19 protein-coding genes are annotated in these 22,627 nt (G+C 70.8%); 13 read left to right on the top strand and 6 right to left on the bottom strand.

Annotated elements, in window-relative coordinates:
- The 11 genes from ACIBK6_RS23055 to ACIBK6_RS23005 all read left to right on the top strand — a co-directional run bounded on the left by ACIBK6_RS23055 (position 1) and on the right by ACIBK6_RS23005 (position 11,761).
- Positions 1 to 1,275, top strand: coding sequence for a glycosyltransferase (locus ACIBK6_RS23055; protein WP_399053185.1), 1,275 nt, complete (start codon positions 1 to 3; stop codon positions 1,273 to 1,275).
- On the top strand, positions 1,272 to 2,507 hold the full coding sequence (locus ACIBK6_RS23050; protein ID WP_399053184.1) for a class I SAM-dependent methyltransferase: 1,236 nt from the start codon (positions 1,272 to 1,274) through the stop codon (positions 2,505 to 2,507). The genes ACIBK6_RS23055 and ACIBK6_RS23050 overlap by 4 nt, the downstream gene beginning before the upstream one ends.
- A 13-nt stretch (positions 2,508 to 2,520) precedes the next feature.
- The gene (locus tag ACIBK6_RS23045; RefSeq protein ID WP_399053183.1) at positions 2,521 to 3,327 is read left to right on the top strand and encodes a glucose-1-phosphate cytidylyltransferase; all 807 of its coding nucleotides are present in this window, start codon (positions 2,521 to 2,523) and stop codon (positions 3,325 to 3,327) included.
- The gene (locus ACIBK6_RS23040; protein WP_399053182.1) at positions 3,324 to 3,971 is read left to right on the top strand and encodes a PIG-L deacetylase family protein; all 648 of its coding nucleotides are present in this window, start codon (positions 3,324 to 3,326) and stop codon (positions 3,969 to 3,971) included. Before ACIBK6_RS23045 ends, ACIBK6_RS23040 begins: the two co-directional genes overlap by 4 nt.
- A 3-nt stretch (positions 3,972 to 3,974) precedes the next feature.
- On the top strand, positions 3,975 to 5,000 hold the full coding sequence (locus ACIBK6_RS23035) for an NAD-dependent epimerase/dehydratase family protein (protein WP_399053181.1): 1,026 nt from the start codon (positions 3,975 to 3,977) through the stop codon (positions 4,998 to 5,000).
- Positions 4,988 to 6,271 (top strand): DUF4910 domain-containing protein, encoded by a 1,284-nt coding sequence (locus tag ACIBK6_RS23030; RefSeq protein ID WP_399053180.1) that lies wholly within the window; start codon positions 4,988 to 4,990, stop codon positions 6,269 to 6,271. Before ACIBK6_RS23035 ends, ACIBK6_RS23030 begins: the two co-directional genes overlap by 13 nt.
- A 5-nt stretch (positions 6,272 to 6,276) precedes the next feature.
- Positions 6,277 to 7,587, top strand: a complete 1,311-nt coding sequence (locus tag ACIBK6_RS23025) for a hypothetical protein (protein WP_399053179.1) — start codon at positions 6,277 to 6,279, stop codon at positions 7,585 to 7,587.
- The gene (locus tag ACIBK6_RS23020) at positions 7,584 to 8,525 is read left to right on the top strand and encodes a glycosyltransferase family 2 protein (protein ID WP_399053178.1); all 942 of its coding nucleotides are present in this window, start codon (positions 7,584 to 7,586) and stop codon (positions 8,523 to 8,525) included. The genes ACIBK6_RS23025 and ACIBK6_RS23020 overlap by 4 nt, the downstream gene beginning before the upstream one ends.
- Positions 8,526 to 8,527: 2 nt before the next feature.
- The gene (locus tag ACIBK6_RS23015; protein ID WP_399053177.1) at positions 8,528 to 9,805 is read left to right on the top strand and encodes a polysaccharide pyruvyl transferase family protein; all 1,278 of its coding nucleotides are present in this window, start codon (positions 8,528 to 8,530) and stop codon (positions 9,803 to 9,805) included.
- On the top strand, positions 9,802 to 10,353 hold the full coding sequence (gene rfbC, locus ACIBK6_RS23010; RefSeq protein ID WP_399053176.1) for a dTDP-4-dehydrorhamnose 3,5-epimerase: 552 nt from the start codon (positions 9,802 to 9,804) through the stop codon (positions 10,351 to 10,353). The genes ACIBK6_RS23015 and rfbC overlap by 4 nt, the downstream gene beginning before the upstream one ends.
- Positions 10,354 to 10,429: 76 nt before the next feature.
- Positions 10,430 to 11,761, top strand: coding sequence for a glutamate-1-semialdehyde 2,1-aminomutase (locus ACIBK6_RS23005; protein ID WP_399053289.1), 1,332 nt, complete (start codon positions 10,430 to 10,432; stop codon positions 11,759 to 11,761).
- Between the two features lie 7 nt (positions 11,762 to 11,768).
- Here ACIBK6_RS23005 and ACIBK6_RS23000 read toward each other — a convergent pair whose 3' ends face one another.
- The 3 genes from ACIBK6_RS23000 to ACIBK6_RS22990 form a co-directional block, all read right to left on the bottom strand.
- Entirely contained in the window at positions 11,769 to 12,422 is a 654-nt protein-coding gene (locus tag ACIBK6_RS23000) for a phosphatase PAP2 family protein (RefSeq protein WP_399053175.1), read from the bottom strand.
- 1,241 nt (positions 12,423 to 13,663) lie between these two features.
- Positions 13,664 to 14,800, bottom strand: coding sequence for a hypothetical protein (locus ACIBK6_RS22995; protein ID WP_399053174.1), 1,137 nt, complete (start codon positions 14,798 to 14,800; stop codon positions 13,664 to 13,666).
- Positions 14,801 to 15,203: 403 nt separating this feature from the next.
- Positions 15,204 to 15,428, bottom strand: coding sequence for a hypothetical protein (locus tag ACIBK6_RS22990; RefSeq protein WP_399053173.1), 225 nt, complete (start codon positions 15,426 to 15,428; stop codon positions 15,204 to 15,206).
- Between the two features lie 442 nt (positions 15,429 to 15,870).
- Between ACIBK6_RS22990 and ACIBK6_RS22985 the strand changes: the two genes are divergently transcribed.
- The gene (locus ACIBK6_RS22985; RefSeq protein WP_399053172.1) at positions 15,871 to 17,880 is read left to right on the top strand and encodes a PIG-L family deacetylase; all 2,010 of its coding nucleotides are present in this window, start codon (positions 15,871 to 15,873) and stop codon (positions 17,878 to 17,880) included.
- Positions 17,877 to 19,109, top strand: coding sequence for a glycosyltransferase (locus ACIBK6_RS22980; RefSeq protein ID WP_399053171.1), 1,233 nt, complete (start codon positions 17,877 to 17,879; stop codon positions 19,107 to 19,109). Before ACIBK6_RS22985 ends, ACIBK6_RS22980 begins: the two co-directional genes overlap by 4 nt.
- Before the next feature lie 72 nt (positions 19,110 to 19,181).
- Here ACIBK6_RS22980 and ACIBK6_RS22975 read toward each other — a convergent pair whose 3' ends face one another.
- Genes ACIBK6_RS22975 through ACIBK6_RS22965 form a run of 3 tightly spaced genes read right to left on the bottom strand, consistent with a single transcriptional unit; the run spans position 19,182 to position 22,625 of the window.
- A complete protein-coding gene (locus ACIBK6_RS22975; RefSeq protein ID WP_399053170.1) occupies positions 19,182 to 20,471 on the bottom strand; it encodes a tryptophan 2,3-dioxygenase in 1,290 nt (429 codons plus the stop codon).
- 2 nt (positions 20,472 to 20,473) lie between these two features.
- Complete coding sequence (locus ACIBK6_RS22970) at positions 20,474 to 21,412, bottom strand: LLM class F420-dependent oxidoreductase (RefSeq protein WP_399053169.1); 939 nt, start codon at positions 21,410 to 21,412, stop codon at positions 20,474 to 20,476.
- Between the two features lie 25 nt (positions 21,413 to 21,437).
- The gene (locus ACIBK6_RS22965) at positions 21,438 to 22,625 is read right to left on the bottom strand and encodes a Gfo/Idh/MocA family protein (RefSeq protein WP_399053168.1); all 1,188 of its coding nucleotides are present in this window, start codon (positions 22,623 to 22,625) and stop codon (positions 21,438 to 21,440) included.
- Positions 22,626 to 22,627: the final 2 nt, after the last annotated feature.

Genomic DNA, 22,627 nt, shown 5'->3' with positions numbered 1-22,627 from the left:
ATGCGCATCCTCGTGGTGCACAACCGCTACTCCTCGGCGCAGCCGAGCGGGGAGAACAAGGTCGTCGACCAGGAGGTGGAGCTGCTGCGCGCGGCCGGCCACCGGGTCGAGGTGTTCGAGCGGCGCAGCGACGACATCGCCGCCCGGTCGCTGCTTGCCAAGGCCGCGGTGCCGCTCCTTGTGCCGTGGAATCCGGCGGTCCGCACGGAGCTCGCCGCCCGGCTTCGCACCGAGCGGCCGGACGTGGTGCACGTCCACAACGTCTTCCCGCTCCTGTCGCCCGCGGTGCTTGCCGCCTGCGCCGACGCCGGCGTGCCCGCCGTCGCCACGCTGCACAACTACACCCAGGTCTGCCCGCCCGGCACGCTGCAGCGGGAAGGCCGGCCGTGCACCGAGTGCGTCGGCTCTGCACCACTGCCCGCCGTCCGGCACGGCTGCTACCGGAACTCCCGGCTTGCGACGGTGCCGCTCGCGGTCAGCCTGTCGGTCAACCGGCGGCGGTGGTGGTCCGGCGTGGAGCGGTTCTTCTGCATCTCCGCGGCGCAGCGCGACGTCCTGGCGCGGTCCGGCATGCCACCCGAGCGGCTGGCGGTGAAGCACAACTTCGTTCCAGACCCCGGCACTTGCCGAACAGGCGGCGGCGAGCATCTGCTCTATCTCGGCCGGCTCGCGGAGGCCAAGGGCGTGCGGCTGCTCATGGCCACGTGGGACGAGATCGCAGCGAGCGGCGGTGTGGGCGTGCCGCTCGTGATCGCCGGCGCGGGGCCACTGGAGCGCGAGGTGACCGCCTGGTCGGCGGGCCGGGAGGACGTGCGGTACGTCGGCCTGTACGACCCGGCCCAGTGCCAGGAGGCCATCGCGCGGTCGGTAGCCGTGGTGGCTCCCTCGACGTGGCTGGAGGCGTTCGGCCTGGTGGTAGTGGAAGCGATGGCGGCCGGGGTCCCGGCCGTCGCCGCCGGTCACGGCGCCTTCGTCGAACTCGTCGAGGACGGGGTGACCGGGCTGCTGCACCGGCCGGGCGAGCCCGCCTCGCTCGCGTCCTGCCTGCGCCGGATCACGGCGGAGCCGGCCGCCAACCAGGAGATGGGACAGGCGGCCCGGCGCCGTTACGAGCAGGGGTTCAGCCCGGCCGTCGGCCTTGAGCGCCTGGTGGAGGGGTACCGCACCGCGATCGCGGGTCGGTCCGGCGGCGGGGGCAGCCCGTCGCCGGTAGGGGACAAAAGCACTGGCTCGCGGCGGGGACACCCGCGCGAGCGGGATGGGGGCAGTAGATGACACGATGCCGACTCTGCGGCTCGGCGGCGCTGGCGAGCGTCGTCGATCTCGGGGCGACCCCGCCGTGTGAGAGTTTTCTCGCCGCGGACCAACTGGACAAGGCGGAGCCGGCGTACCCGCTGCACCTGCGGGTCTGCACCGACTGCTGGCTCGCGCAGATCCCGCCGCTGATCACGCCGGAGGAGACGTTCACGCAGTACGCGTACTTCTCCTCCTACTCGACCTCCTGGGTGGAGCACGCGCGCACGTTCGTCGCCGACGCCGTACAGCGCCTTGCTCTCGGCACCGACGCCTTCGTGGTCGAGGTCGCGAGCAACGACGGGTACCTGCTGAAGCACATGGTGGACCGCGGGATCCGCTGCCTCGGCATCGAGCCGTCGGTGAACGTCGGTGCCGCGGCGCGGGACGCGGGTGTGCCCACGCTCACGGAATTCCTGGACCCGGCCACCGGCTCGGCCGTCCGCGCCGAGCACGGCCCGGCGGACCTGGTCGTGGCCAACAACGTGTACGCGCACATCCCCGACGTGGTCGGGTTCACCCAGGGGCTGCGCGCCCTGGTCGCCGACGACGGCTGGGTCTCCATCGAGGTGCAGCACCTGCTGACCCTGATCGAGGAGAACCAGTACGACACGATCTACCACGAGCACTTCCAGTACTACACGGTCGCGTCCGCGAGCCGGGCGCTGGCGAGCGGCGGACTCGCGCTCGTGGACGTCGAGTTGCTGCCCACGCACGGCGGCTCCATCCGGCTGTGGGCCCGGCCGGCCGAGGTGGCCGGCGAGCCGACCCGCCGAGTGGCCGACGTGCTGGACCGGGAGAAGGCCGCCGGACTGCAGGAGCTGTCCGGGTACACCGAGTTCTCCTCCCGGGTGGCCAAGGTGCGCCGGGACCTCCTGCGGTTCCTCATCGAGGCGGCCGAGCGTGGCGAGACGGTGGTCGGCTACGGCGCCCCGGGCAAGGGCAACACCCTGCTCAACCACTGCGGCATCCGGCCCGACCTGCTCTCGTACACGGTCGACCGCAACCCCTACAAGCACGGCAGGTTCACCCCGGGCACCCGCATCCCGATCCTGCCGCCCGAGCAGATAGCCGCCGACAGGCCGGACTACGTCCTCGTCCTCCCGTGGAACCTGCGGGCCGAGCTGGTCGAGCAGTTGTCCTTCGTGCACGCCTGGGGCGGCCGGCTGGTCTTTCCCATCCCGGAACTGAGCATTGTCGAGGTCACGTCGTGAAAGAGGTAGCAGCATGAAGGTCGTTCTGTTCTGCGGCGGTTATGGGCTGCGTATGCGCAACGGAGCCTCCGACGACATGCCCAAGCCGATGGCGATGGTCGGCCCGCGGCCGCTGATCTGGCACGTCATGCGCTACTACGCGTACTTCGGGCACACGGAGTTCATCCTGTGTCTCGGGTACGGGGCCCACCACATCAAGAACTTCTTCCTCAACTACGAGGAGACGACGTCCAACGACTTCGTGCTGCGGGGCGGGCAGACCGAGCTGCTGTCCACCGACATCGCCTCCTGGACGATCACGTTCGTGCAGACCGGCATCGAGTCACCGATCGGAGAGAGGCTGCGCCGGGTGCGGCACCACCTGGACGGCGAGGAGATGTTCCTCGCCAACTACGCCGACGTGCTGACCGACGCCCCGCTGCCGCAGATGATCGACCGGTTCGCCCGGCGCGACGCCGGTGCGTCGATGATGGTGGTGCCGCCGCAGTCCTCGTTCCACTGCGTGGACCTGGGCGAGGACGGCCTGGTGGGGGGCATCACCGCGGTGAGCGAACTGCCGCTGTGGGAGAACGGCGGCTACTTCGTGCTCCGCCAGGAGGTCTTCGACCACATACCGGAGAACGGGGACCTGGTCGCCGACGGATGTGCCCAACTGGCCAAGCGCGGCCGGTTGTTGGCCCACCAGCACCGCGGCTTCTGGAAGCCGACCGACACCGTGAAGGAGCGGGCCGCGCTCGACGACGCGTACGCCCGGGGCGACCGCCCGTGGGCCGTGTGGGAACGGGACGGCGCGGGGGCGAACGCCGGAGTGAGGGCGTGATCCAGCTCGGGGCCGGGCGCTTGGACCGGATCGTCGCGGTGGGCGCGCACTGCGACGACATCGCCATCGGCGCGGGCGGCACGCTGTTGACGATGTGCCTCGCGCGGCCGGGCATCCGCATTGACGCGCTGGTGCTCTCCGGCGGTGGCAGCGAACGGGAGCAGGAGGAGCAGGCCGCGCTCGCCGCCTTCTGCCCGGGCGCCGAACTGCGGCTGACCGTCCTCAAGTTGCCGGACGGCCGGCTGCCCGCACACTGGGACGAGGCCAAGGCAGCGGTCGAGGAGCTGCGCGGGCAGACCGAGCCGGATCTCGTGCTGGCCCCGCGTACCGATGACGCGCACCAGGATCACCGCGGCCTGGCGAAGCTGGTGTCCACCGCATTCCGCGACCACCTGATGCTCGGCTACGAGATCGTCAAGTGGGACGGCGATCTCGGCCGTCCGGCGGCGTACCAGCCGCTGTCGCCGGAGATCGCCGAACAGAAGGTGCGGCTGCTGCAGGAGCACTACCCCTCGCAACGGCACCGGCCCTGGTACGACCGGGAGGCGTTCCTCGGTCTTGCGCGGATCCGCGGCATCGAATGCCACGCGCGCTATGCCGAGGCGTTCGCCGCCACCAAACTCACTCTCAATCTGGGGGAATGAACCTTGCGCGTACTGCTGACCGGACACCAGGGCTACCTGGGCACCGTGATGGCCCCGGTCCTCACGGCCGCCGGGCACGAGGTCGTCGGTCTTGACGCCGGCCTGTTCGCGGACTGCCTGCTCGGCCCGCCGCCCGCGGACCCGTCCGGGCACCGGGTGGACCTGCGCGACGTCACGGCCGACCACGTGGCCGGGGTGGACGCCGTGATCCACCTGGCCGCGCTGTCCAACGACCCGCTGGGATCGCTGGCGCCGGAGCTCACCTACGACATCAACCACCACGCGTCCGTGCGGCTGGCGCGGCTGGCCCGCGACGCCGGAGTGCGGCGCTTCCTGTACGCGTCGACCTGCTCGGTCTACGGCGCCGCCGGCGGCAGCGACCTGGTGGCCGAGGACGCCCCGCTGCGCCCGGTAACGCCGTACGCGGAGTCCAAGGTGCGGGTGGAGGACGACCTGCACGCGCTGTCGGACGGCGACTTCAGCCCGGTGTTCATGCGCAACGCCACCGCCTTCGGCTACTCGCCCCGGCTGCGCGCCGACATCGTGCTGAACAACCTGGTGGGCCACGCGCTCCTGTCCGGCGAGGTCCTTGTGCTCTCCGACGGCACCCCCTGGCGCCCGCTGGTGCACGCCGCCGACATCGCAAGCGCCTTCACGGCCGCGCTGACCGCGCCGCGCGAAGCGGTGCACGACCGGGCGTTCAACATCGGCAGCGAGGTCAACAACGTCACGGTCGCCGAGATCGCCGAGCAGGTCGCCGAGGCGGTATCCGGCTCGAAGGTGGTGATCACCGGGGAGAGCGGTGCCGATCCACGGTCGTACCGGGTGGACTTCTCCCGGTTCCGCGCCGCGATCCCCGGCTTCGACTGCGAGTGGACGGTGAAGCAGGGCGCGCTCGAACTCGCCGACGCCTACCGGAAGTTCGGGCTGACCCGGGAGGACTTCGAGCGACGCTTCACCCGCCTTGCCGTGCTGCGCGCGGCGTGCGACGCCGGCGCCGTCGACGACACCCTGCGGTGGCGCCGGTGAACGCGGCCGGTGAAGAGATGTACGCGCTGGTGGAGCGGCTGTACCCGCTGTGCCGGAGCATCACCGGCGACGGCGTGCGCGCCACCCTGGAGATCGTCGGCGAGTACGTTCCGCTGCAGGTGCACGAGGTGCCGACCGGGACGCAGGTGCTCGACTGGACGGTGCCGCAGGAGTGGAACATCCGGGACGCGTACATCGCCGACACCGCCGGCAACCGGGTCGTCGACTTCGCCGCGTCCAGCCTGCACGTGCTCGGCTACAGCGTGCCGGTGTCGGCGACCATGCCGCTGGCCGAGCTGCGTGGACACCTGCACACCCTGCCGGACCACCCGACCTGGGTGCCGTACCGCACCAGCTACTACCAGCCGGAATGGGGGTTCTGTCTGGCCCAGGAGACCTTGGACGCGCTGCCGGACGGCGACTACGAGGTACGCATCGACTCCGCGCTCACCGATGGCCACCTCACCTACGCCGAGCACATCGTCCCCGGGCAGGTCGCCGACGAGGTGATCGTCTCCTGCCACGTCTGCCACCCGTCGCTGGCCAACGACAACCTGGCCGGCATCGCGGTGGCGACATTCCTGGCCCGGGCGCTGGCGGAGCAAACGCCGCACTACACCTACCGGTTCATATACGCGCCCGGCACCATCGGGGCGATCACCTGGCTGGCCCGCAACGCCCAGCGGGTGGAACAAGTCAAGCACGGACTGGTGCTGGCCTGCGCCGGCGACCCGGGCCAACTCACGTACAAGCAGAGCAGGCGCGGCGACGCGGAGATCGACCGGGTGATGCGGCACGTCCTTGCCGCCTCCGAACGCCCGCACCACGTAACCGAGTTCACTCCGTACGGCTATGACGAGCGGCAGTACTGCTCGCCCGGGTTCGACCTCGGCGTGGGCTCGCTCAGCCGGACCCCGTACGCCGGCTACCCCGAGTACCACACCTCGGCGGACAACCTGGACTTCGTCTCCCCGGAGGCGATGGCGGACACGCTCGCCGTCTGCCGCGAGGCGTTCGCCGTCCTGGACCGCAACCGGCGGTACGTCAACCTCAGCCCCTACGGCGAACCACAGCTGGGCCGACGGGGGTTGTACGACGCGCTCGGCGGCCGCAGCGACACCAAGCAGGCCCAGATGGCCATGCTCTGGGTGCTCAGCCTCACCGACGGCGAGCACAGTCTGCTGGACGTCGCCGAGCGGTCCGGGCTGCCGTTCGACACCGTCGCCGCCGCGGCCGACGCCCTGCACGGCGCCGGGCTGATCAAGGCTTGACGCCGATGACCACCGAGGGGGAGAAGACGACGACACCGGCGGCCCCGGCCGGAGGCACCCGGCGGACCGCCAGGCGGGCCATCGTCGGCCGGCTGTCCTGGGGGCTGGCCGACCAGGCGGCCTCCAGCATGACCAACTTCGCGGTGGGGATCTACGTGGCACGCGCGCTGGGGCTGACCGCGTTCGGCGTGTTCAGCCTGGCCTGGCTGACCTATGGCGTGGTGCTCAACGTCGCCCGCGGCCTTGCCACCGACCCGCTCGTGGTGCGCTTCAGCGGCGTGCCGGACGCGTCCTGGCGCACGGCGGCGGCCCGGTCGTCGGGTGCCGCGCTCGGCATCGGTGCCGCCCTCGGCGCGGTGTGTCTGCTGGTCGGTCTTGGCCTCGGCGGCCGCGTGGGGCCCGCGTTCGCCTGCCTCGGCGTCGTACTGCCGGCGCTGTTGCTGCAGGACGCCTGGCGGTTCGCGTTCTTCGCCGCCGGGGCCGGGCAGAAGGCGTTCGCCAACGACCTCGTGTGGGGCGTCGCGCTCGTCCCGGCCATGGTCGTGGCGGCCCGCGTGGGCAACGTGGCCGCATTCGTGCTCGCCTGGGGCTCTTCCGCCGCGGTGGCCGCGGGGTACGGCTGCGTCCAGTCCGGCATCCGGCCCCGGATGACCCAAGCGCGCGGGTGGCTCCGCGAGCAGCGCGATCTCGGCTACCGCTACCTGGTCGAGAACGTCAGCCTCAGCGGCGCGAGCCAGCTGCGGGCGTACGGGCTCGGCGCGATCGCCGGGGTCGGCGCGGTGGGCGCGGTCCGGGGCGCGGAGCTCCTGCTCGGTCCGTTCCTCGCTCTGTTGATGGGTCTTTCGCTGGTCACCGTCGCGGAGGCGGCACGGGTGCTGCGGCGGGCCCCGCACCGCCTTGCGAGGTTCTGCCTCCTGCTGGGCGGCGGGCAGGCCGTCGCCGCGCTGCTCTGGGGTGCGGCGCTGCTGCTGATGCCGGACCGGGTCGGCGAACTCGTACTCGGCGGCGTCTGGCGCTCCGCCTCGGAGCTCATCGTGCCGGCCACGCTCGGTGTCGCGGGCGCCGGGCTCGGCAGCGGCGCGGCAGCCGGGCTGCGCGCGCTCGCCGCGGCCCGGCGCAGCCTGCGCAGCCAGTTGTTCGCCTCCGCCTGCTATGTCGGCGGCGGGCTCGGCGGGGCGGCCGTGGCCGGCACGGTCGGCTCGGCCTGGGGCGTCGCCGCCGCAACCGTCAGCGGCTCGGCCGTGTGGTGGCTGCAGCTGCGCTCCGCCCTGCGCGAGCACCACCACAACCCCACCCCCGAAGTGAGGACTTCATGACCGCCCAACCCAGGTTGAGCATCGGCCTGCCCGTGTACAACGGCGCGGAGTACCTTGCCGAGTCGCTCGACGCCCTGCTCGGCCAGACCTACGAGGACTTCGAGCTGGTCATCTCCGACAACGCCTCGACCGACGAGACTCAGGAGATCTGCCGCACGTACGCCGCGCAGGACGCGCGCATCCGGTACATCCGGCTGCCCCGGAACATAGGCGCAGCGCCGAACCACAATTACGTGTTCACCGAGTGCCGCGGCGAGCTGTTCAAATGGGCCTCGCACGACGACCTGTACGCCCGGGACCTGCTGCGGCGTTGTGTGGAGGCGCTGGACGAGCGGCCGGACGTGATCCTCGCGCACTCCGGCCAGGCGGTCATCGACGGCGACGGCCAGGTGAAGGTCCCGTACGAGTACGGGCTCGCCACCGACTCGCCCAACGCGCATGCGCGCTTCCGGAGTTTGCTGTTCGAGCCCGGTGGCGACGACTTCTACGGGGTGATGCGGGCCGACGTGCTGCGTCGGGTGAAGCCGCACGACAGCTACCACCACGCGGACCGCACGTTCGTCGCCGAGATCACCCTGCACGGGCCCTTCCACCAGGTGCCGGAGCTGCTGTACTTCCGCCGCGACCACCCCGCCCGCGCCGAGCGGGCGAACCCCGGCAAGCGCTCCCGGTGCGTCAACCTGGACCCGCGCCGGGCAGGCCCGCTGCACCCGACGCCCCGGCTGCTCGCCGAGTACGTCTGGGGCTTCGCCTCGGCGATCCGGCGGGCGCCGTTGTCCCCGGCCGACCGGCGCGCGTGCTACCGCCACCTGGCCTCATGGATGGCCAGCCGGGTCCGGCCGGGCGTCGGCGAGCGGGTCGAGGACCGCGCCCCGGTCGACCCGGCCCGGCTCACTGTCTCCGTCGCCGCCCTCGTCGCCGGCCGTGAGGGGAGGTAGGCATGAGGTCCGCGGACGAAACTCCGGTGCGTGTCGGGGTGTTCGGCCTGCTCGGCTCCGGCAACCTCGGCAACGACGGGTCGCTCGAGGCCGTGCTCGGGTACCTGCGTGCCGAGCACCCGGAGGCGGTCGTGGACGCGCTGTGCGGCGGACCCGAGGTCGTCGCGACCCGGTACCGGATCCCCGCGACGCGGCTGCACTGGTATCGCGGGGAGTACCGGACCGCGTCACGTGCGGGCGCGATCGCGGCGAAGGGCCTGGGCAAACTCGTCGACGCCGTCCGTACCGCTGCCTGGGTGCGCCGGCACGACGTGGTGATCGTGCCGGGCATGGGCGTCCTGGAGGCCACGCTGCCGCTGCGGCCGTGGGGCTTCCCGTACTCGCTGTTCCTGCTCTGCGCGACCAGCCGGCTGTTCGGCACCCGGGTCGCGCTGGTCAGCGTGGGCGCCGCCGCGATCGGCAACCGGCCGACCCGGGCCCTGGTGCGCTGGTCGGCGCGCCTTGCCACGTACCGGTCGTACCGGGACGCCCTGTCCCGCGACGCGATGCGGGCGATGGGCGTGGACACCGCGCGCGACGAGGTCTACCCGGACCTCGCATTCGCCCTGCCGACGCCGCCGGAATGGGGTATCCCCTGCTCGGAGCCTGTCGGAGAGCTTGGGGAAGCGCCCTCGGGTCCGCCGGGCCCGGTCTGCGTCGGCGTCATGGCCTTTTACGGCGGCGACGACGACCGCGCCCGGGCCGAAGAGATCCACCGACGCTACCTCGCGGGGACAACTCGCTTCGTCCGCGCACTGGTTGAGGACGGCAGGCCGGTCCGGCTGCTCACCGGTGACGAGGTCGACGGGCCAGTGGTCGCCGCGATCCTCGACGCGGTGGACTCACCGCTGGTCACCGCTGCCGAGACATCCTCGCTGGCCGACCTGATGAAGGAGATGGCGGCTGCCGACACCGTGGTGGCGACCCGCTACCACAACCTGATCTGCGCGCTGAAGGTCGGCACGCCGACGCTCGCACTCAGCTACGCGGCGAAGAGCGACGCGCTCATGGCTGAGATGGGTCTTGGCGGGTACTGCCACCCGGCCCGCGAGGTCGACGCCGACCGGCTGCTCGATCAGTTCCGATCGCTGGAGCAGCGATCGGCGGAGCTGCGGCGGACCCTCCGCGAGCGGAACCTGGTCGCCGCCCAGCAACTGGAGCACCAGTTCACCGCCTTGACCGCGGCCCTGTTCCCGGCGGCCGACCATGTCCACGCCCACGCCATGCGGGAGGTTTCATGAAGGCGACCGAAGTCCCGGCGATCGACGGCGCGTTCCTGTTCGAGCCGACGCCGTACGCCGACGAACGCGGCTTCTTCTGCCGCACCTTCGACGCCGACGTGGTCCGCTCGGTGGGCCTCGACCCGGACACCTTCATCCAGGACAGCGTGTCCCGTTCGGCCCGGGGCGTGCTGCGCGGCCTGCACCTGCGCTCCGGCGCCGGCGAGGCCAAGCTGGTGCGGTGCTCGTACGGGAGGATCTTCGACGTCGTCGTGGACCTGCGGACGGACTCGCCGACCTACCGCAACCGGGCCTCCTTCGAGCTGTCCGACCAGACGCAGGTGACCCTGTACATCCCGGCGGGGTGCGCACACGGCTTCCAGGCGCTGACCGAAACCGCTGACACCTCGTACCGGATCGACCGCCCGCACGATCCGGCCGAGGACGTGACGATCGCCTTCGACGACCCGGAGCTCGCCATTCCCTGGCCGCTGCCGGTCACATCGATGTCCCGGCGGGACCGGGAGGCGCCGAGCCTCGCCAAGGTCCTGCAGCAAATAGAGAGTTGAGGTTGGCGTGGACACCGAAGACGCTGAAGAGCTCCTCCTGCCCCGGTCGCAACTGGCGAACGAGCGGCTGCACGCCATGATCCCCGGGGGCGCACACACGTACGCCAAGGGCGACGACCAGTACCCCGACAAACTGGCCCCGGTCATCAGCCACGGCCGCGGTGCCCACGTGTGGGACATCGACGGCAACCGCTACATCGAGTACGGGTCCGGCCTGCGTTCGGTCAGCCTCGGCCACGCCCACCCACGCGTGCTCGAGGCGGTGCGGCGAGAACTCGACCGCGGCAGCAACTTCGTCCGGCCGTCCATCGTGGAGGTCGAGGCCGCGGAACGCTTCCTGGCCACGGTGCCGACCGCCGAGATGGTGAAGTTCGCGAAGAACGGCTCCGACGCCACCACCGCCGCGGTGCGCCTCGCCCGCGCCGTCACCGGGCGCCCGCGGGTGGCCATCTGCAGCGACCATCCGTTCTTCTCCGTCGACGACTGGTTCATCGGCACCACACCGATGTCCGCCGGCGTTCCGGCGGCGACCACCGAGCTCACCGTGGCGTTCCCGTACGGGGACCTGGCCGCCACGGAGGAACTGCTCACCCGGTACCAGGACGAGGTCGCCTGCCTGATCCTCGAACCTGTCGGCCACACCGAGCCTTCCCCAAGCTCTCAACTTCTCCCCCAGCCTTCGGCCGGGAGGGGCCCCCAGAGCAGGGCAGACCCCACTCCCGGCTACCTCGCAGGCCTGCGCGAGCTGGCCGACCGGCACGGCTGCGTACTGATCTTCGACGAGATGATCACCGGCTTCCGCTGGTCCGAGGCGGGCGCCCAGGGCCTGTACGGCGTCGTCCCCGACCTCTCCACGTTCGGCAAGGCGCTGGGCAATGGATTCGCCGTCTCGGCGCTGGCCGGGCGCCGCGACCTGATGGAGCGGGGCGGACTGCGTCACTCCGGCGACCGGGTGTTCCTGCTGTCCACCACGCACGGTGCGGAAACGCACTCGCTGGCCGCCGCGATGGCCGTACTCACCACCTACGTCGAGGAAGACATCACCGCGCGACTGCACGCCCTGGGCGAGCGGTTGGCCGCCGGTGTCCGCGACGCCGCGGCTAGCATGGGCGTCGGCGACCACATCGTCGTCCGGGGCCGGGCCAGCAATCTGGTCTTCGCCACCCTCGACGAGAACCGGCAGCCGTCGCAGCAGTACCGCACCCTGTTCCTGCGCCAGCTCCTCGCGGGCGGGGTGCTGGCCCCGTCGTTCGTGGTGAGCAGCGCACTCGGCGACGCCGACATCGACCGCACCGTCGACGTGGTGGCCCAGGCATGTGCGGTGTACCGGAAGGCACTGGACGCCGCTGACCCCACCCCCTGGCTGGCCGGGCGACCGGTGAAGCCCGTATTCCGCCGCTTGGCGTGACGTGACGTCAGTGACGCTCCTGCCGACCGGCATCGGCCATCCGGTCGACCAGCCACGCGGTCGCCGGTATCACCGCCAGCGCGGTGCACCAGCCGCCGAGGACGTCGGTCGGGTAGTGCGCGCCCAGGGCGACTTGCGCCCAGCCCATGGCCGCGCCGGCAAAAAGCGCCACGGCGAGCACCAGTAACGTGCCGGCCGTCCTGCCGAGGCCGAGTCGGCCGGTCGCGAGCAGCGCCACCACGAGGGCGAGCGCGGTGACGAAGGCGGTGTGCCCGCTCGGGTAGGACAGGTACCCGCCGTGGATGGTGCGTCCCACCAGGTGCTTGAGCAGTGTCGTCGCCCCCACGGTCATGCCGACGCCGACGACGAGCACCGCCGCGCGAGGACGCCGAAGCAGCAGGCAGCCCGTCACAGTGGCCACGACCAGCGTCGCCGCTCCGACGGGCTCCCCCCAGAAATCCATGGCCAGAGCGACGGACCGCCACGGCGGCCGCACACTGTCCACCGCCGGCTGGATCCACATGTCCACCATGCCAGGCTTGTCATGACCGGCGTACAGGACCCCGAGCACGACGACCACCAGCGCGGCGAGCGCCGCGATCAGCCCGAGCCACGCGCGCAGCGGTGGGGGCAGCACAGCGGGCACCGGCCGGCCGGTCATACGCCCACCGCCTCCGGTCGGCCTGCGGTAGCTTGCCGTGATCGGTAGATGGTGTTCCGGATCTTGGCTCCTTGAGGCAGGGTGAGGGAACCGCGCCGCGGCCCCCTACGTGGTGACGGTCGAGCCGAACACCCCGCTCATGACCGAGGCGGGGAAGCGCCCGCACACCGTCGCAGACCATCCGGCAGATGCGATGCACCTCCCCCCTCCCGTCGGGGCCGACTCCATGTCACCCGCCGCTACCGCGATGCCGCGCCCCCGAGAACTGCCCGCTGCCGCCCGCCGACATGGCCGGGATCCTCAGACGTACGGGCTGCGCGCGGCTGGACCGAGCAAGATTGCAAACATGTCAAGCGCGAACTGGGCTGGACCGACTTCCAGGACCGCTCCGGCCAAGCGATCCAACGCCACTGACGCTGGCCGACGTGACCTTCGGCTTCTGCTGGCGCCAACTCACCGCCTACGAGCCCCCCGTCGTGTCTGACTTGGCCCGCACCGGAGCCGTCAGCCTGTGCAGCCCTGAACTCGCCAGCCTGTCCATCACCTTGGCCAAGGGGACCAAAATCATTCGCCACTTGCCACCCTTACCAGCAATACGGTCGCGCAAACCGCCGTCGGACAGCCGCCGTTGTCAACACTCCGCGAATTTTGGTTCTGGATCGGCTTTCCGTGCCGGAGCCACGGAGTGCCACCGAAACCGCGATCGTGATGCGTCGTGGATGACGCCCTCCCGCGGGACTCTGGATGCACAGCGGCCGCTGCCTCGGCTTCAGGGACGCTACGAAACGGGATGCAGCTCAACCCTTACCGTCCCGACGCCAATACCCCGACGAGCACCGCGAGCGGGCGGTCCGCGAGGAGCTGAATCGTGAGCAAACCCCGCCCACGACAACAGGTCGCACGACTACCACACGTCGCGAAACCGCAGCTCAGGAACCTTTGTTCGCAGGTTCCAGGATGGCCACGCACTCCAAGATCCGGACCAGGCCCGGACCAACTTGGCTTCGCATCAGGAGCTGCGACCCATTGCCGCAAGCCAGAAGGGGACAAACCCTGTGTAGCACCAAGAGACGAAGAACGTTCTTTGTAGCTACTTCCCCAAGAAGCTCGGCTTCTTCCAGAGCCAGGAGGAAGGACCCACGGCCACACCCAACTGGCCATCGAGGACGGCCCCCTTCCGGCACATGCGCACCGAGTAAGGGGGCCTGCCCTGCAAGGGAATGAAGTTCGCCGAGCGACTGTCAGGCCTCGTTGGCCATGTGCGGTCTCAGCTTGCGCACCAGGACCGTTCCGGCCAGGACGGCGGCGAGGACCGCGCAGAGCACCGCGAGCCTGGTGGCGCCCGTGAACGTGCCGCCCAGGCTGTTCCTGAGCAGGTGGACGGAGTTGAGCCCCGCAACCAGTGAGTGAATCACCACGGTGCCGACGGCAGCGGCCGCGCCGGCCATCCACGCCCACAGCGGGTCGTACAGGGGCAGGAGGCACGCCAGCGTCAGACAGGCGGCTGCGATGATCATGGACACGCCTGCCGCCAGGTGGCCCGTGCGCAGGTCCATGAGGTGGGCCGGCAGATGGATCGCGCCGATCGCCAGCAGCACGACCGCTGCGGGCCAGCGCAGGACGGACCGTACGGGCAGCAGCACTCCGGCCAGTCCGCCGGCCACGCCCTTGACCCCGGCCACCGGCTCAGGAGCACGTGCCCCTTCGGCCACGGCCACCGGCTCAGGAACACGTGCCCCTTCGGCCACGGCCACCGGCTCAGGAACACGTGCCTCTTCGGCCACGGCTACGGGCTCGGGAGCGCGTGGCTCCTCGGCCACGGCCACCGGCTCAGGAGCGCGTGACCCTTCGGCCTCGGCCACCGGCTCGGGAGCCCGTGTCTCCTCGGCCACGGCTACGGGCTCAGGAGCACGTGCCTCCTCGGCCCAAGCCACCGGCTCGGGAGCGCGTGTCTCTTCGGCCTCGGCCCACTCCGGGGCACTTGGCTCGGTGGCCGTCGGCTCTTCGGGGGAGGCGGTCGGGAAAGGCTCTCCGCCATCCGGGCCGAAGCTGGCGATCAGGGCGGCCACGTCTTCGATGGGGCGGTCCGTCGCGGCCGCGCGCAGAATCGTCTGGGCGTCCTCGGCCCCGTTCGGGGGTTTATTCAGCAGGGAGATCAGTTGGTGGACTTCGTCCACGGAGCGGGCCACGGCGGCCAGGCGCAGCGCCTGATCGCCCGGCCGCGGGTATTCACCCGCCCTGTTGAGGAGGTGCACCAGGGAGACGACCTCGTGCATGGGCCGGGAGGCGGCCACCGTCCGGAGCAGTACGTACCGGGGGTCGTCACCCGTGCCTATGGAATTGTGGTCGCCCTGGGTGGGGCTGGGATCGGATGCCATGTCTCGGTTTCCTTTGCTGAGCTCGACGCGACGTCATCGCTTCTGGCCGTTACCGGGTGTGATGCGCTAAACGCGTACGGTTCCATATGAGCCCAAAAGGTGCATCCGGGCCATTCGGGCTGTCTCGGTGGGGCCGTGGGGCGGGGCGGGCGAGGTGTCGTACCGGGGCCGAACGGGTGGCGGCGGATTGTCGGGCCCCCGTTTCGCAGCGGCTGCTCCATTGGGGTTGGTGTCCACCGCTGGACGGGGGCAGCTCGGCTCATGCGGTTCTTTCGGGAAGGGCAAACCGGGCCCCGATGCGGAGGCGCCTGTTCCGCGCCCGGGAAGGAGTCGGGCCTGCCGTCGCGGACAACACGGCGGTACGGACTCCTTCCCACGCGCGGGAAGGAGTCCGTGTCCCGTCTCAGGACCCGTATCGACGCAATCCCGCCGTGCGCCATTGCCGGCCGTCCGGCAGGACGGCGAGTGCTTCGTAGCCGTCGAGGGCCTCGATCCAGTCCTGTGCGCCGTCGCCTCTCGCGAACGCCGCGGCGGCGTAGGTGTCGGCCAGCGCCAGGCGGGGCCAGACGAGGGTGTGGGAGGCGCTGCCAGCCGCGAGACCGGTCGCGCCTCCGCGTGAAGTCCGCACCGAGCAACGGAAGTTGCGAATCACCGCGTGAATCAACGGCAGACGCCTGTCCGACACACGCGAGGCCCTTGAGACCGAAGGACAGGACGCCGACGGACATCAGCGGGACGTGAGCGGGACGTTAGTGGCGGGCTCCAGTCTGGTGAGCAGTACATGTGGCGCCGCTTGGCACCGAAACGCCCTAGCTGGTTACCTGGCCGGGGAGGGGCGAGCGGTGAACATGCGCGTGGTCTGCCGCGCCGAGCCTCCGGGCCACCGTGGAAGCAGGAGGTGCTTGAGCCGTGCAGCAGACTGCCGCGAACGGACAGTGAAGAATGTCCTGCACAATCGGACCTCTCGCCTCCAACCGCCCAACCCGGCCCATGCGTTGCGTGCGGGCTCCATTTGAGGCCGTGCGCTGACAACAGCGGACAGCCCGGCTCAGCCGACGTCGGAGGGACGGATGAAGGCTTCCACAACACTGGTGCAGGTGGTCGCTCACCCGGACGACGACCTGTACTTCATGAATCCCGAAGTAGTGGCCACGCTCCGCGCGGGCCACCGAGTGGTAACGGTGTACATCACGGCCGGAGAGTCCGACGGCCGCAACAACATACCCGGCGCCGACACACCCGCCGAGCCCGACCGGCCGGCGTACGCAAGCGCCCGAATGCAGGGACTGCGCCAGGCGTACGGCTGGATGTCGGCCGGGGTGCCGGGAGCCCGCTGGTCGCGTTCGGCCCTGGCGATGCCGAACGGGGCGTGGGGTGAGACAGCACAACTCGGCGCGCAGGTCACGCTGGTGCACTTGGGCCTACGGGAAGAGGCGCTCCCGGACACGCCGTACGTGGGCCTCGCCGAGCTGTGGCACGGACCGGGTGGCACCGCGACGACGCTCCGCACACCGGGCAGCCCCGTGGCGGAGGAGTCCGGCTATACCCGGGGCGAGCTGATCGACGCCATCGCGTGGCTCCTTGAGCGCTATCGGCCCGGAGTCGTCCACTATCTGGATCCACTCCCCGATCACCAGAACCACGATGCCCCGCACCGGCGCCATTTCGACCAGCCCGGCTTCTCCGACCACCGGGACCACACCGTCGCCGCGAAGTTCGTCCTGGCCGCGCTGTCCCGGAACGACTCCTGGGCCCGGGGCCGTTCCTTCGTCCAGGCGTACCGCGGCTACTACAACGCGCGCTGGCCCGCCAATCTGAGCGCGGCGCAACTGGATCACAAGGTCGAGGCGCTGGACGTCTACGGGGGTCTTTCCACCTCGGACTGCGGCAACCCGGGGGGCTGCGGCGACTACGCGGTGGGGCAGGGCCGGTCCCGGATGACGGGGTGGGCCCATAGCGTCACCCCTCGGTGGGACGGCGCCGGTCCGGTTCTGACGACGGACGCTCATGGCCGGGTCACCGCGTTCTGGGTCCTGGGCGGCAGTGTGGTGATGTCTCGGCAGCAGAAGGCGGGTCAGCGGGCCTGGACCGAACTCCGGCAGGTGGGCGGGCACGGACTGCTGCCAGTACTCGCGGTGACCACCGGCCCTGGCGGAAGCCGCCGGATCCATGCGTCGCGGGTGGCGGAGCCGTCGGTGAGGGTCGGTGAGGACGTGCTGGAGACCGGGCTCATCGAGCAGTCGCCCCGAGGAGAGTTCCACGCATGGCGCGGTCTGTGGGCTCCCGACGACCCCCGTTCCGGACTGGACCGGCTCGGTGTGCCCGCGGTGGCCGTCGACGGTGGGGGCAACCAATTCGTATTCGCCCGGCAGGGGGATCTGTCGGTAGCCGTGCGAACGGGTACGAGTGGACAACCGAAACACTGGATCAAGCTCGCCGACTCGGACGTCAGGGAATCGCTCGCCGCGGTCACCGATGTCCGGGGCATCGTCCACCTCTTCGGTTCGGGACGGCGCGGACTTCGGCACTGGGCACAGTCCGCACCCGGAACTCTCCCCGTCGGGCAGGACACCTCCGCTCTGCCCGTCCCGGTGAGTCCCCCCGCCGCCGTGGTCACCGCGGAAGGCGCCCTGGTGCTTGCGTTCCGGTGTGCCGACGGCACTCCCTGGGCGTACCGGCGGCTGGACGACAGCGGCTGGGGGCCTGTCGCGTTCCCGGCGCCGGCCGAGGGAGGTCTCGGACCGGTGGCGCTCGCCGCCGGCGAAGGGCACCAGGTCCTGCTCGTACAGCGGACCGATCAGGGCGCGTTGCACGCGTGGACGATGGACGTGTCGCACGACAGCGGGGCCGTGCGGTGCACCGTGCCGGATGTGTTCACCGTCGGCACCCCCTCGGCGGCCATGGACGGCTCCGGCCGATTCGTCCTGGCGGGGCTCGGCATCGACGGCTCATTGCTCGCCTTCACCGAGACAGAGACCGGATCACGGGTCTTTGAACGCCGAACCAAGACCGAGCGTCCGGAGCAGGAAACCCCGCGGTCTCCTGCCCAGGGTGCTCCGCCACGAGGGGATGATCTTTGAAGATCACTTTTCTGCTCACCTGGGCGGATGTGATGGGAGGCACGGAGCAGGCGGTGTTCACCCAGGCCGCACAGCTCGCCGCCGCGCACGACGTCGAGATCGTCAGCGTTTTCAAGACCGCGGAAAGTCCCTTCTTCACCATCGGCCCGCAGGTCGAAGTGCGCTATCTGGTGGACCGGAGCCGCGGCGTCGAGCGCCCGGTGTCCCCGACGGGTCTCAGCGTGGCCGAGTGCGCGGCGCTGGCCGGACTGCCCACCGAGTTCAGTGCCCCGGCCTGGGAGAGGAATATCTTCACCCGGCTCTCCGACATGGAGCTCGGGCTCCTGCTGCCGAGCATCGATTGCGATCTGCTGGTCACTACGACGCCAGCGCTCACATCGGCCGCGGTACGTCTGACCAGGCCCGAAGTTCTGACGGTGCACCATGAGCACCGCATGGCCGGGGTTCCGCCGCTGCCGTCCGCACCGCTGCTCGACGCACTGGTGACGGTCAACGAGCGCAGCCGGGCCCAGTTCAAAGAGGCGCTGGGCGATGCCGCGCCGTTGCTGGCGACGATCCCCAACTCGCTGCCCGTCGCGCACCGTCCGCGTTCGACGCTCACCGGCAAGACCGTGGTGATCGCCGGACGGCTCGTTGCGGAGAAGCGGGTCGACCATGCGATTCGGGCATTCGCGAAGGCGTCTTCGGAGCACCCCGAGTGGGTGCTCAGCGTCTTCGGCGACGGCCCCGAGCGCAGTGCACTGCAGGCGCTGGCCCGGGAACTCGGAGTGTCGGGCAGTGTGCGGTTCCACGGCAGCAGCCCTCATATGGCCCAGGAGTGGGCCAAGGCCGATCTCGCCCTGCTGACCTCGCGCGCGGAATCATTCGGCCTCGTCATCCTGGAGGCCCTCGCGGCAGGGGTCCCCGTGGTGTCCTACGACTGCCCCAACGGTCCTTCCGAGATCATCCGGCACGGTGTGGACGGCTGGCTGGTGCCCAATGGTGACGTGGACGCCATCGCGGCCGTGCTCGCCGGGCTGATGGGCGACAGAGGGGCTCTGCATGCTCTGGGCACACACACCATCACCGGCGCCGAGCAGTTCTCCGCGGAGCGGGTGACCGAGCGCTGGGAGGCACTTTTCGCCGAACTGGAGGCGCAGCGAGGTGACTTCGCCCGTCGCCGCCACCGGGCCGAGCGGATGGCCTGCCGCTCGGCCCTGGACACGTCGGGGTCCGAGGCCCGGCCCTGACGGGAGGGTGCCGGGCCGTGTCCCGCCGACCCCCGAGACCGTGAGGTCGGCGGGACACGCGCCCTCTCCTCCTCAATCGCCGTGCAGCGGCACCGCGAAGGGCACGGCCACCGGGCACGTTCGGCCGGACTCGCTCGGCGCCTCCCGGAATACGGGGACAGAGCGCGCCTCCCGCAGATACGGCACACCTTCCGTGTAGCCGGTTCCCGAGCGCGCCTCGCCGAGCATGCGCACCGCCAGCCGGTAGTGGGTCTGTCGCCACTGGACCAATGCGGAGGAGAACCCCTCCATCGCCTGCCCGACGATCCCGCGCGTCTCCGGGGACAGCCGGCCGGCCGCGTCGGCACTCCGGAACGCGCTGTCGAGGCTGGGCATGCCCCTGAGCACCCGTGTGCGGACCTCTGGCACGGAGTGGAAGGCGGCGGACTCCACGCGGTCCGGGTCCGGTTTCCGGCACAGCGATTCCACGGTCTTGTAGCCGCGGGACTGGATGGCGCTGGCGCCCTCGGTGTAACAGCGGAAGGTCTGGAACGCCTCGATGCTCATCGTCGCAAGCAGTGAGAACAGCGGGGCCGCCTCGCGAAGTCCCGTGGTCGCCGCATCAAGGCGTTCGGCCGCGACGAGGGGCTGGTGGCCGTCAAGGCTCTCCACCGCGGCGGCCAAGTGCTCGGCGAGCAGGGCGAAGGTCGACTCGAAGCACTGGAGCACCCGAATGAACAGGTGCTCGTCGTGGACGGTGTAGGCGGGGAGCATGCTGAGCATGAGGCGGCGCCGTTCTTCGGGCCGGGTTTCCCCTCGGACGGTGCGGCAGAAGTCGCGGGCCTGTTCGCTCAGGCCGTCCTGGACGGTCCGCGCGACCGTGCCGGCCGGATCCGCCAGGCCGAGGCGGGTGAGCGCCGGACCCGCCGCCCGCATGCCCAGGCGGCAGCGCTTGGCCACGGTGCGCGCGTCGGGACGCATCAGCGGGAGCAGGTCGGTCCTGCCCTCCACGGCGTCCAGCTCGAACTCCACTATGTCGGCGATGAGTTGGACGGTCAGTCGGTCCCGCTGCTGTGGGGAGAAGTGTTCCTTACGGTCCGGTGGGTCCGCGGGACCGAGGAGCAGACCGAGCGCGAGATAGGTCTGGTAGTCGTAGCGCTCGTCCCACTTGTCGAGCGCGGTGTCCAGGAACCTCGTCAGCAGCTCTCGGTCCCGGGCCGCCCCGCGCAGTGTGGGCGGGGCGTCACGGAGCTCGGCGAGTGATGCGAGCAGTTCCCGCTCCACGAAATGTTTGCCCACGAGCTGGTACGCGTCGACGACGGAGGCGTAGGGAAAGACGCTCGGATCTCCGTCGGAGCGCCATTGCGCCAAGGCGCGCACCATCCTCAGCTCCCCGTGCCGACCTGGCGGAGCACTTCGTGGGCGAGCAGCTCCAACTGGTCGATGTCACCGAGGGTGTGAGTCCTGAGATAGACCCGGCTCGCGCCCAGCTCGCCGAGCTTCCCGATCTTGTCCACGACTTCGTCCGGAGTGCCCACGAGCCACTTCTCCCGCAGCGATTCCGGGGCACGCCCCGCGGGCGCGCGCCGGGCGATCTCCGCCGAGTCCCGCCCGCAGCACACGGCCTGCGACACGGAGAACGCCAGGGAACTCTCACTGCGGTCCACCTCGGCACAGACCCGGCGGACCCGGTCGAATGCCTCGGCGACCTGGCCGAAGCCCGGATAGGCCAGGTTGAATTCATCGGCGTACCGCGCGGCGAGGCGAGGGGTGCGGCGGGTGCCGTACCCGCCGATGAGCAGGGGCGGGCGGGGGCGTTGCAGGGGCTTGGGCAGTCCCGGTGAGTCGGTCAGCGTGTAGTACGTGCCGACGTGGTCGAAGGTCTCCCCTTCGGGCGTCTCCCACAGGCCGGTGATGATGGCGAGTTGCTCCTCGAACCGGTCGAACCGTTCGGCCACGTCCGGGAAGGGAATGCCGTAGGCGGTGTGTTCCGGCTCGTACCAGCCGGCGCCGAGCCCCAGTTCGATGCGCCCGCCGCTCATGTGGTCGGCTTGCGCGACGCTGATCGCGAGCGGTCCCGGCGCCCGGAACGTGGCGGAGGTCATCAGCGAGCCGAGCCGGATGGTGGAGGTCTCCCTGGCCAGACCGGCGAGGGTGATCCAGGTGTCGGTGGGCCCAGGCCTGCCGTCCCCGCCGCCTATCGGCACGTAGTGGTCCGCGCGGAAGAAGCCCTCGAATCCGAGGTCTTCGGCCGCCCGCGCGACGCGCAGCACGTCGTCGTAGCTCGCGCCGGATTGCGGCTCGGTCAGGATGCACAGTCGCATGGTGGTGCCTTTCGGTACGGGTGGGTCAGCGGATCTTCGCGAGGCGGGCGTCCTCGTCGGGGTCGGCGATGCCGGTCCACCCGTAGACCGACAGGTCGGTGGGCATCGGCTCGGTGCGTGTCGTGGTGCTGTGCACCTCGACCGTGGTGCGTCGCTCGGCGGCCAGGAACGCCGCGTGCATCACGTCGAGGACGTGCAGGGCCAGGGCCGGATCGGCCTTCGGGACACCGCCGGTGCGCAGCGCCAGGGCGAGGTCGGCGACGCCGATCCCGCGGTCGTACACGTAGCCCGGCAGCGCCGGGAGGTCCTGCACACCGCCTCCGCCGGGACGGGCGATCCGGACCGGGCCGTCGAAGAGGTTCGGGTCCGGTAGGACGAGCGACCCCGCTGTGCCGTGCAGCTCGATGTGCGGCGAGGTCGCAGCCCACGCGTCGAACGAGCAGACCAGGGTGGCGATCGCCCCCGACGCGAAGTCCAGGGAGGCGGCGGTGACGGTGGGTGTGCCGACCTCGATGCGTTCACCTGCGCGGGGGCCGCGGGCGATGACGCGCTCGCGGTCGCTGATCCGGTTCTGGGCGCTGACCGCGGTCACCGGACCCAGGAGGTGGACGAGCATGGACAGGTAGTACGGACCCATGTCGTGCAGCGGCCCGGCGCCCGGCCGGTAGAAGAAGTCCGCGTCGTGGTGCCATATTTCGGGCCCGGACCTGAGCATGGACGCGGAGGCGTGGACCGGGGTGCCGATCTCACCGGCGGCGACGGCGGCGATCGCGGTCTGCGGACCGCGTCCGAGCACGGTGTCGGGCGCACAGGCCAGGAGCAGCCCGGACTCACGGGCGAGCGCGAGCAGCCGTCGGGCGTCCTCGGGATCCGTGGCCAGCGGCTTCTCCACGTAGACGGACTTGCCCGCGCGCAGGGCCGCTTCCGTGGTCGCGAAGTGCTCGGAGGGAGGCGTCAGGTTGACGACGATCGACACGTCGGGGTCGTCGAGGACCTCCTGCCACGTGGACGGCCTGCCGAGGCCGAACTCCTCGACGCGCCGCTGGGCCCGTTCCGGGTCCAGATCGGCGCAGTGGAGAACTTCCAGGATGCTGAAGTGGCGCAGCATGCGCAGGTACCGCGCGCTGACCGAGCCGCAGCCGAGGATGGCCACGCCTGTGGGCCGGTTCGGCTGTTGTCGGGATGCGATGGGGGTGTCGGTGTCCACGTTCATGG

It is taken from the genome of Streptomyces sp. NPDC050485 (genome assembly GCF_044458185.1).
Classification (GTDB): Bacteria; Actinomycetota; Actinomycetes; order Streptomycetales; family Streptomycetaceae; genus Streptomyces.
This window is presented reverse-complemented; position numbering and strand designations above follow the sequence as displayed.

What these genes read in the sequence shown, in the direction of transcription:
- ACIBK6_RS23055 (WP_399053185.1), top strand. Translation starts at nt 1, where the DNA reads ATGCGCATCCTCGTGGTGCACAACCGCTACTCCTCGGCGCAGCCGAGC.
- ACIBK6_RS23050 (WP_399053184.1), top strand. Translation starts at nt 1,272, where the DNA reads ATGACACGATGCCGACTCTGCGGCTCGGCGGCGCTGGCGAGCGTCGTC.
- ACIBK6_RS23045 (WP_399053183.1), top strand. Translation starts at nt 2,521, where the DNA reads ATGAAGGTCGTTCTGTTCTGCGGCGGTTATGGGCTGCGTATGCGCAAC.
- ACIBK6_RS23025 (WP_399053179.1), top strand. Translation starts at nt 6,277, where the DNA reads ATGACCACCGAGGGGGAGAAGACGACGACACCGGCGGCCCCGGCCGGA.
- ACIBK6_RS23020 (WP_399053178.1), top strand. Translation starts at nt 7,584, where the DNA reads ATGACCGCCCAACCCAGGTTGAGCATCGGCCTGCCCGTGTACAACGGC.
- ACIBK6_RS23015 (WP_399053177.1), top strand. Translation starts at nt 8,528, where the DNA reads ATGAGGTCCGCGGACGAAACTCCGGTGCGTGTCGGGGTGTTCGGCCTG.
- rfbC (WP_399053176.1), top strand. Translation starts at nt 9,802, where the DNA reads ATGAAGGCGACCGAAGTCCCGGCGATCGACGGCGCGTTCCTGTTCGAG.
- ACIBK6_RS23005 (WP_399053289.1), top strand. Translation starts at nt 10,430, where the DNA reads ATGATCCCCGGGGGCGCACACACGTACGCCAAGGGCGACGACCAGTAC.
- ACIBK6_RS23000 (WP_399053175.1), bottom strand. Translation starts at nt 12,422, where the DNA reads ATGACCGGCCGGCCGGTGCCCGCTGTGCTGCCCCCACCGCTGCGCGCG.
- ACIBK6_RS22995 (WP_399053174.1), bottom strand. Translation starts at nt 14,800, where the DNA reads ATGGCATCCGATCCCAGCCCCACCCAGGGCGACCACAATTCCATAGGC.
- ACIBK6_RS22985 (WP_399053172.1), top strand. Translation starts at nt 15,871, where the DNA reads ATGAAGGCTTCCACAACACTGGTGCAGGTGGTCGCTCACCCGGACGAC.
- ACIBK6_RS22975 (WP_399053170.1), bottom strand. Translation starts at nt 20,471, where the DNA reads ATGGTGCGCGCCTTGGCGCAATGGCGCTCCGACGGAGATCCGAGCGTC.
- ACIBK6_RS22970 (WP_399053169.1), bottom strand. Translation starts at nt 21,412, where the DNA reads ATGCGACTGTGCATCCTGACCGAGCCGCAATCCGGCGCGAGCTACGAC.
- ACIBK6_RS22965 (WP_399053168.1), bottom strand. Translation starts at nt 22,625, where the DNA reads ATGAACGTGGACACCGACACCCCCATCGCATCCCGACAACAGCCGAAC.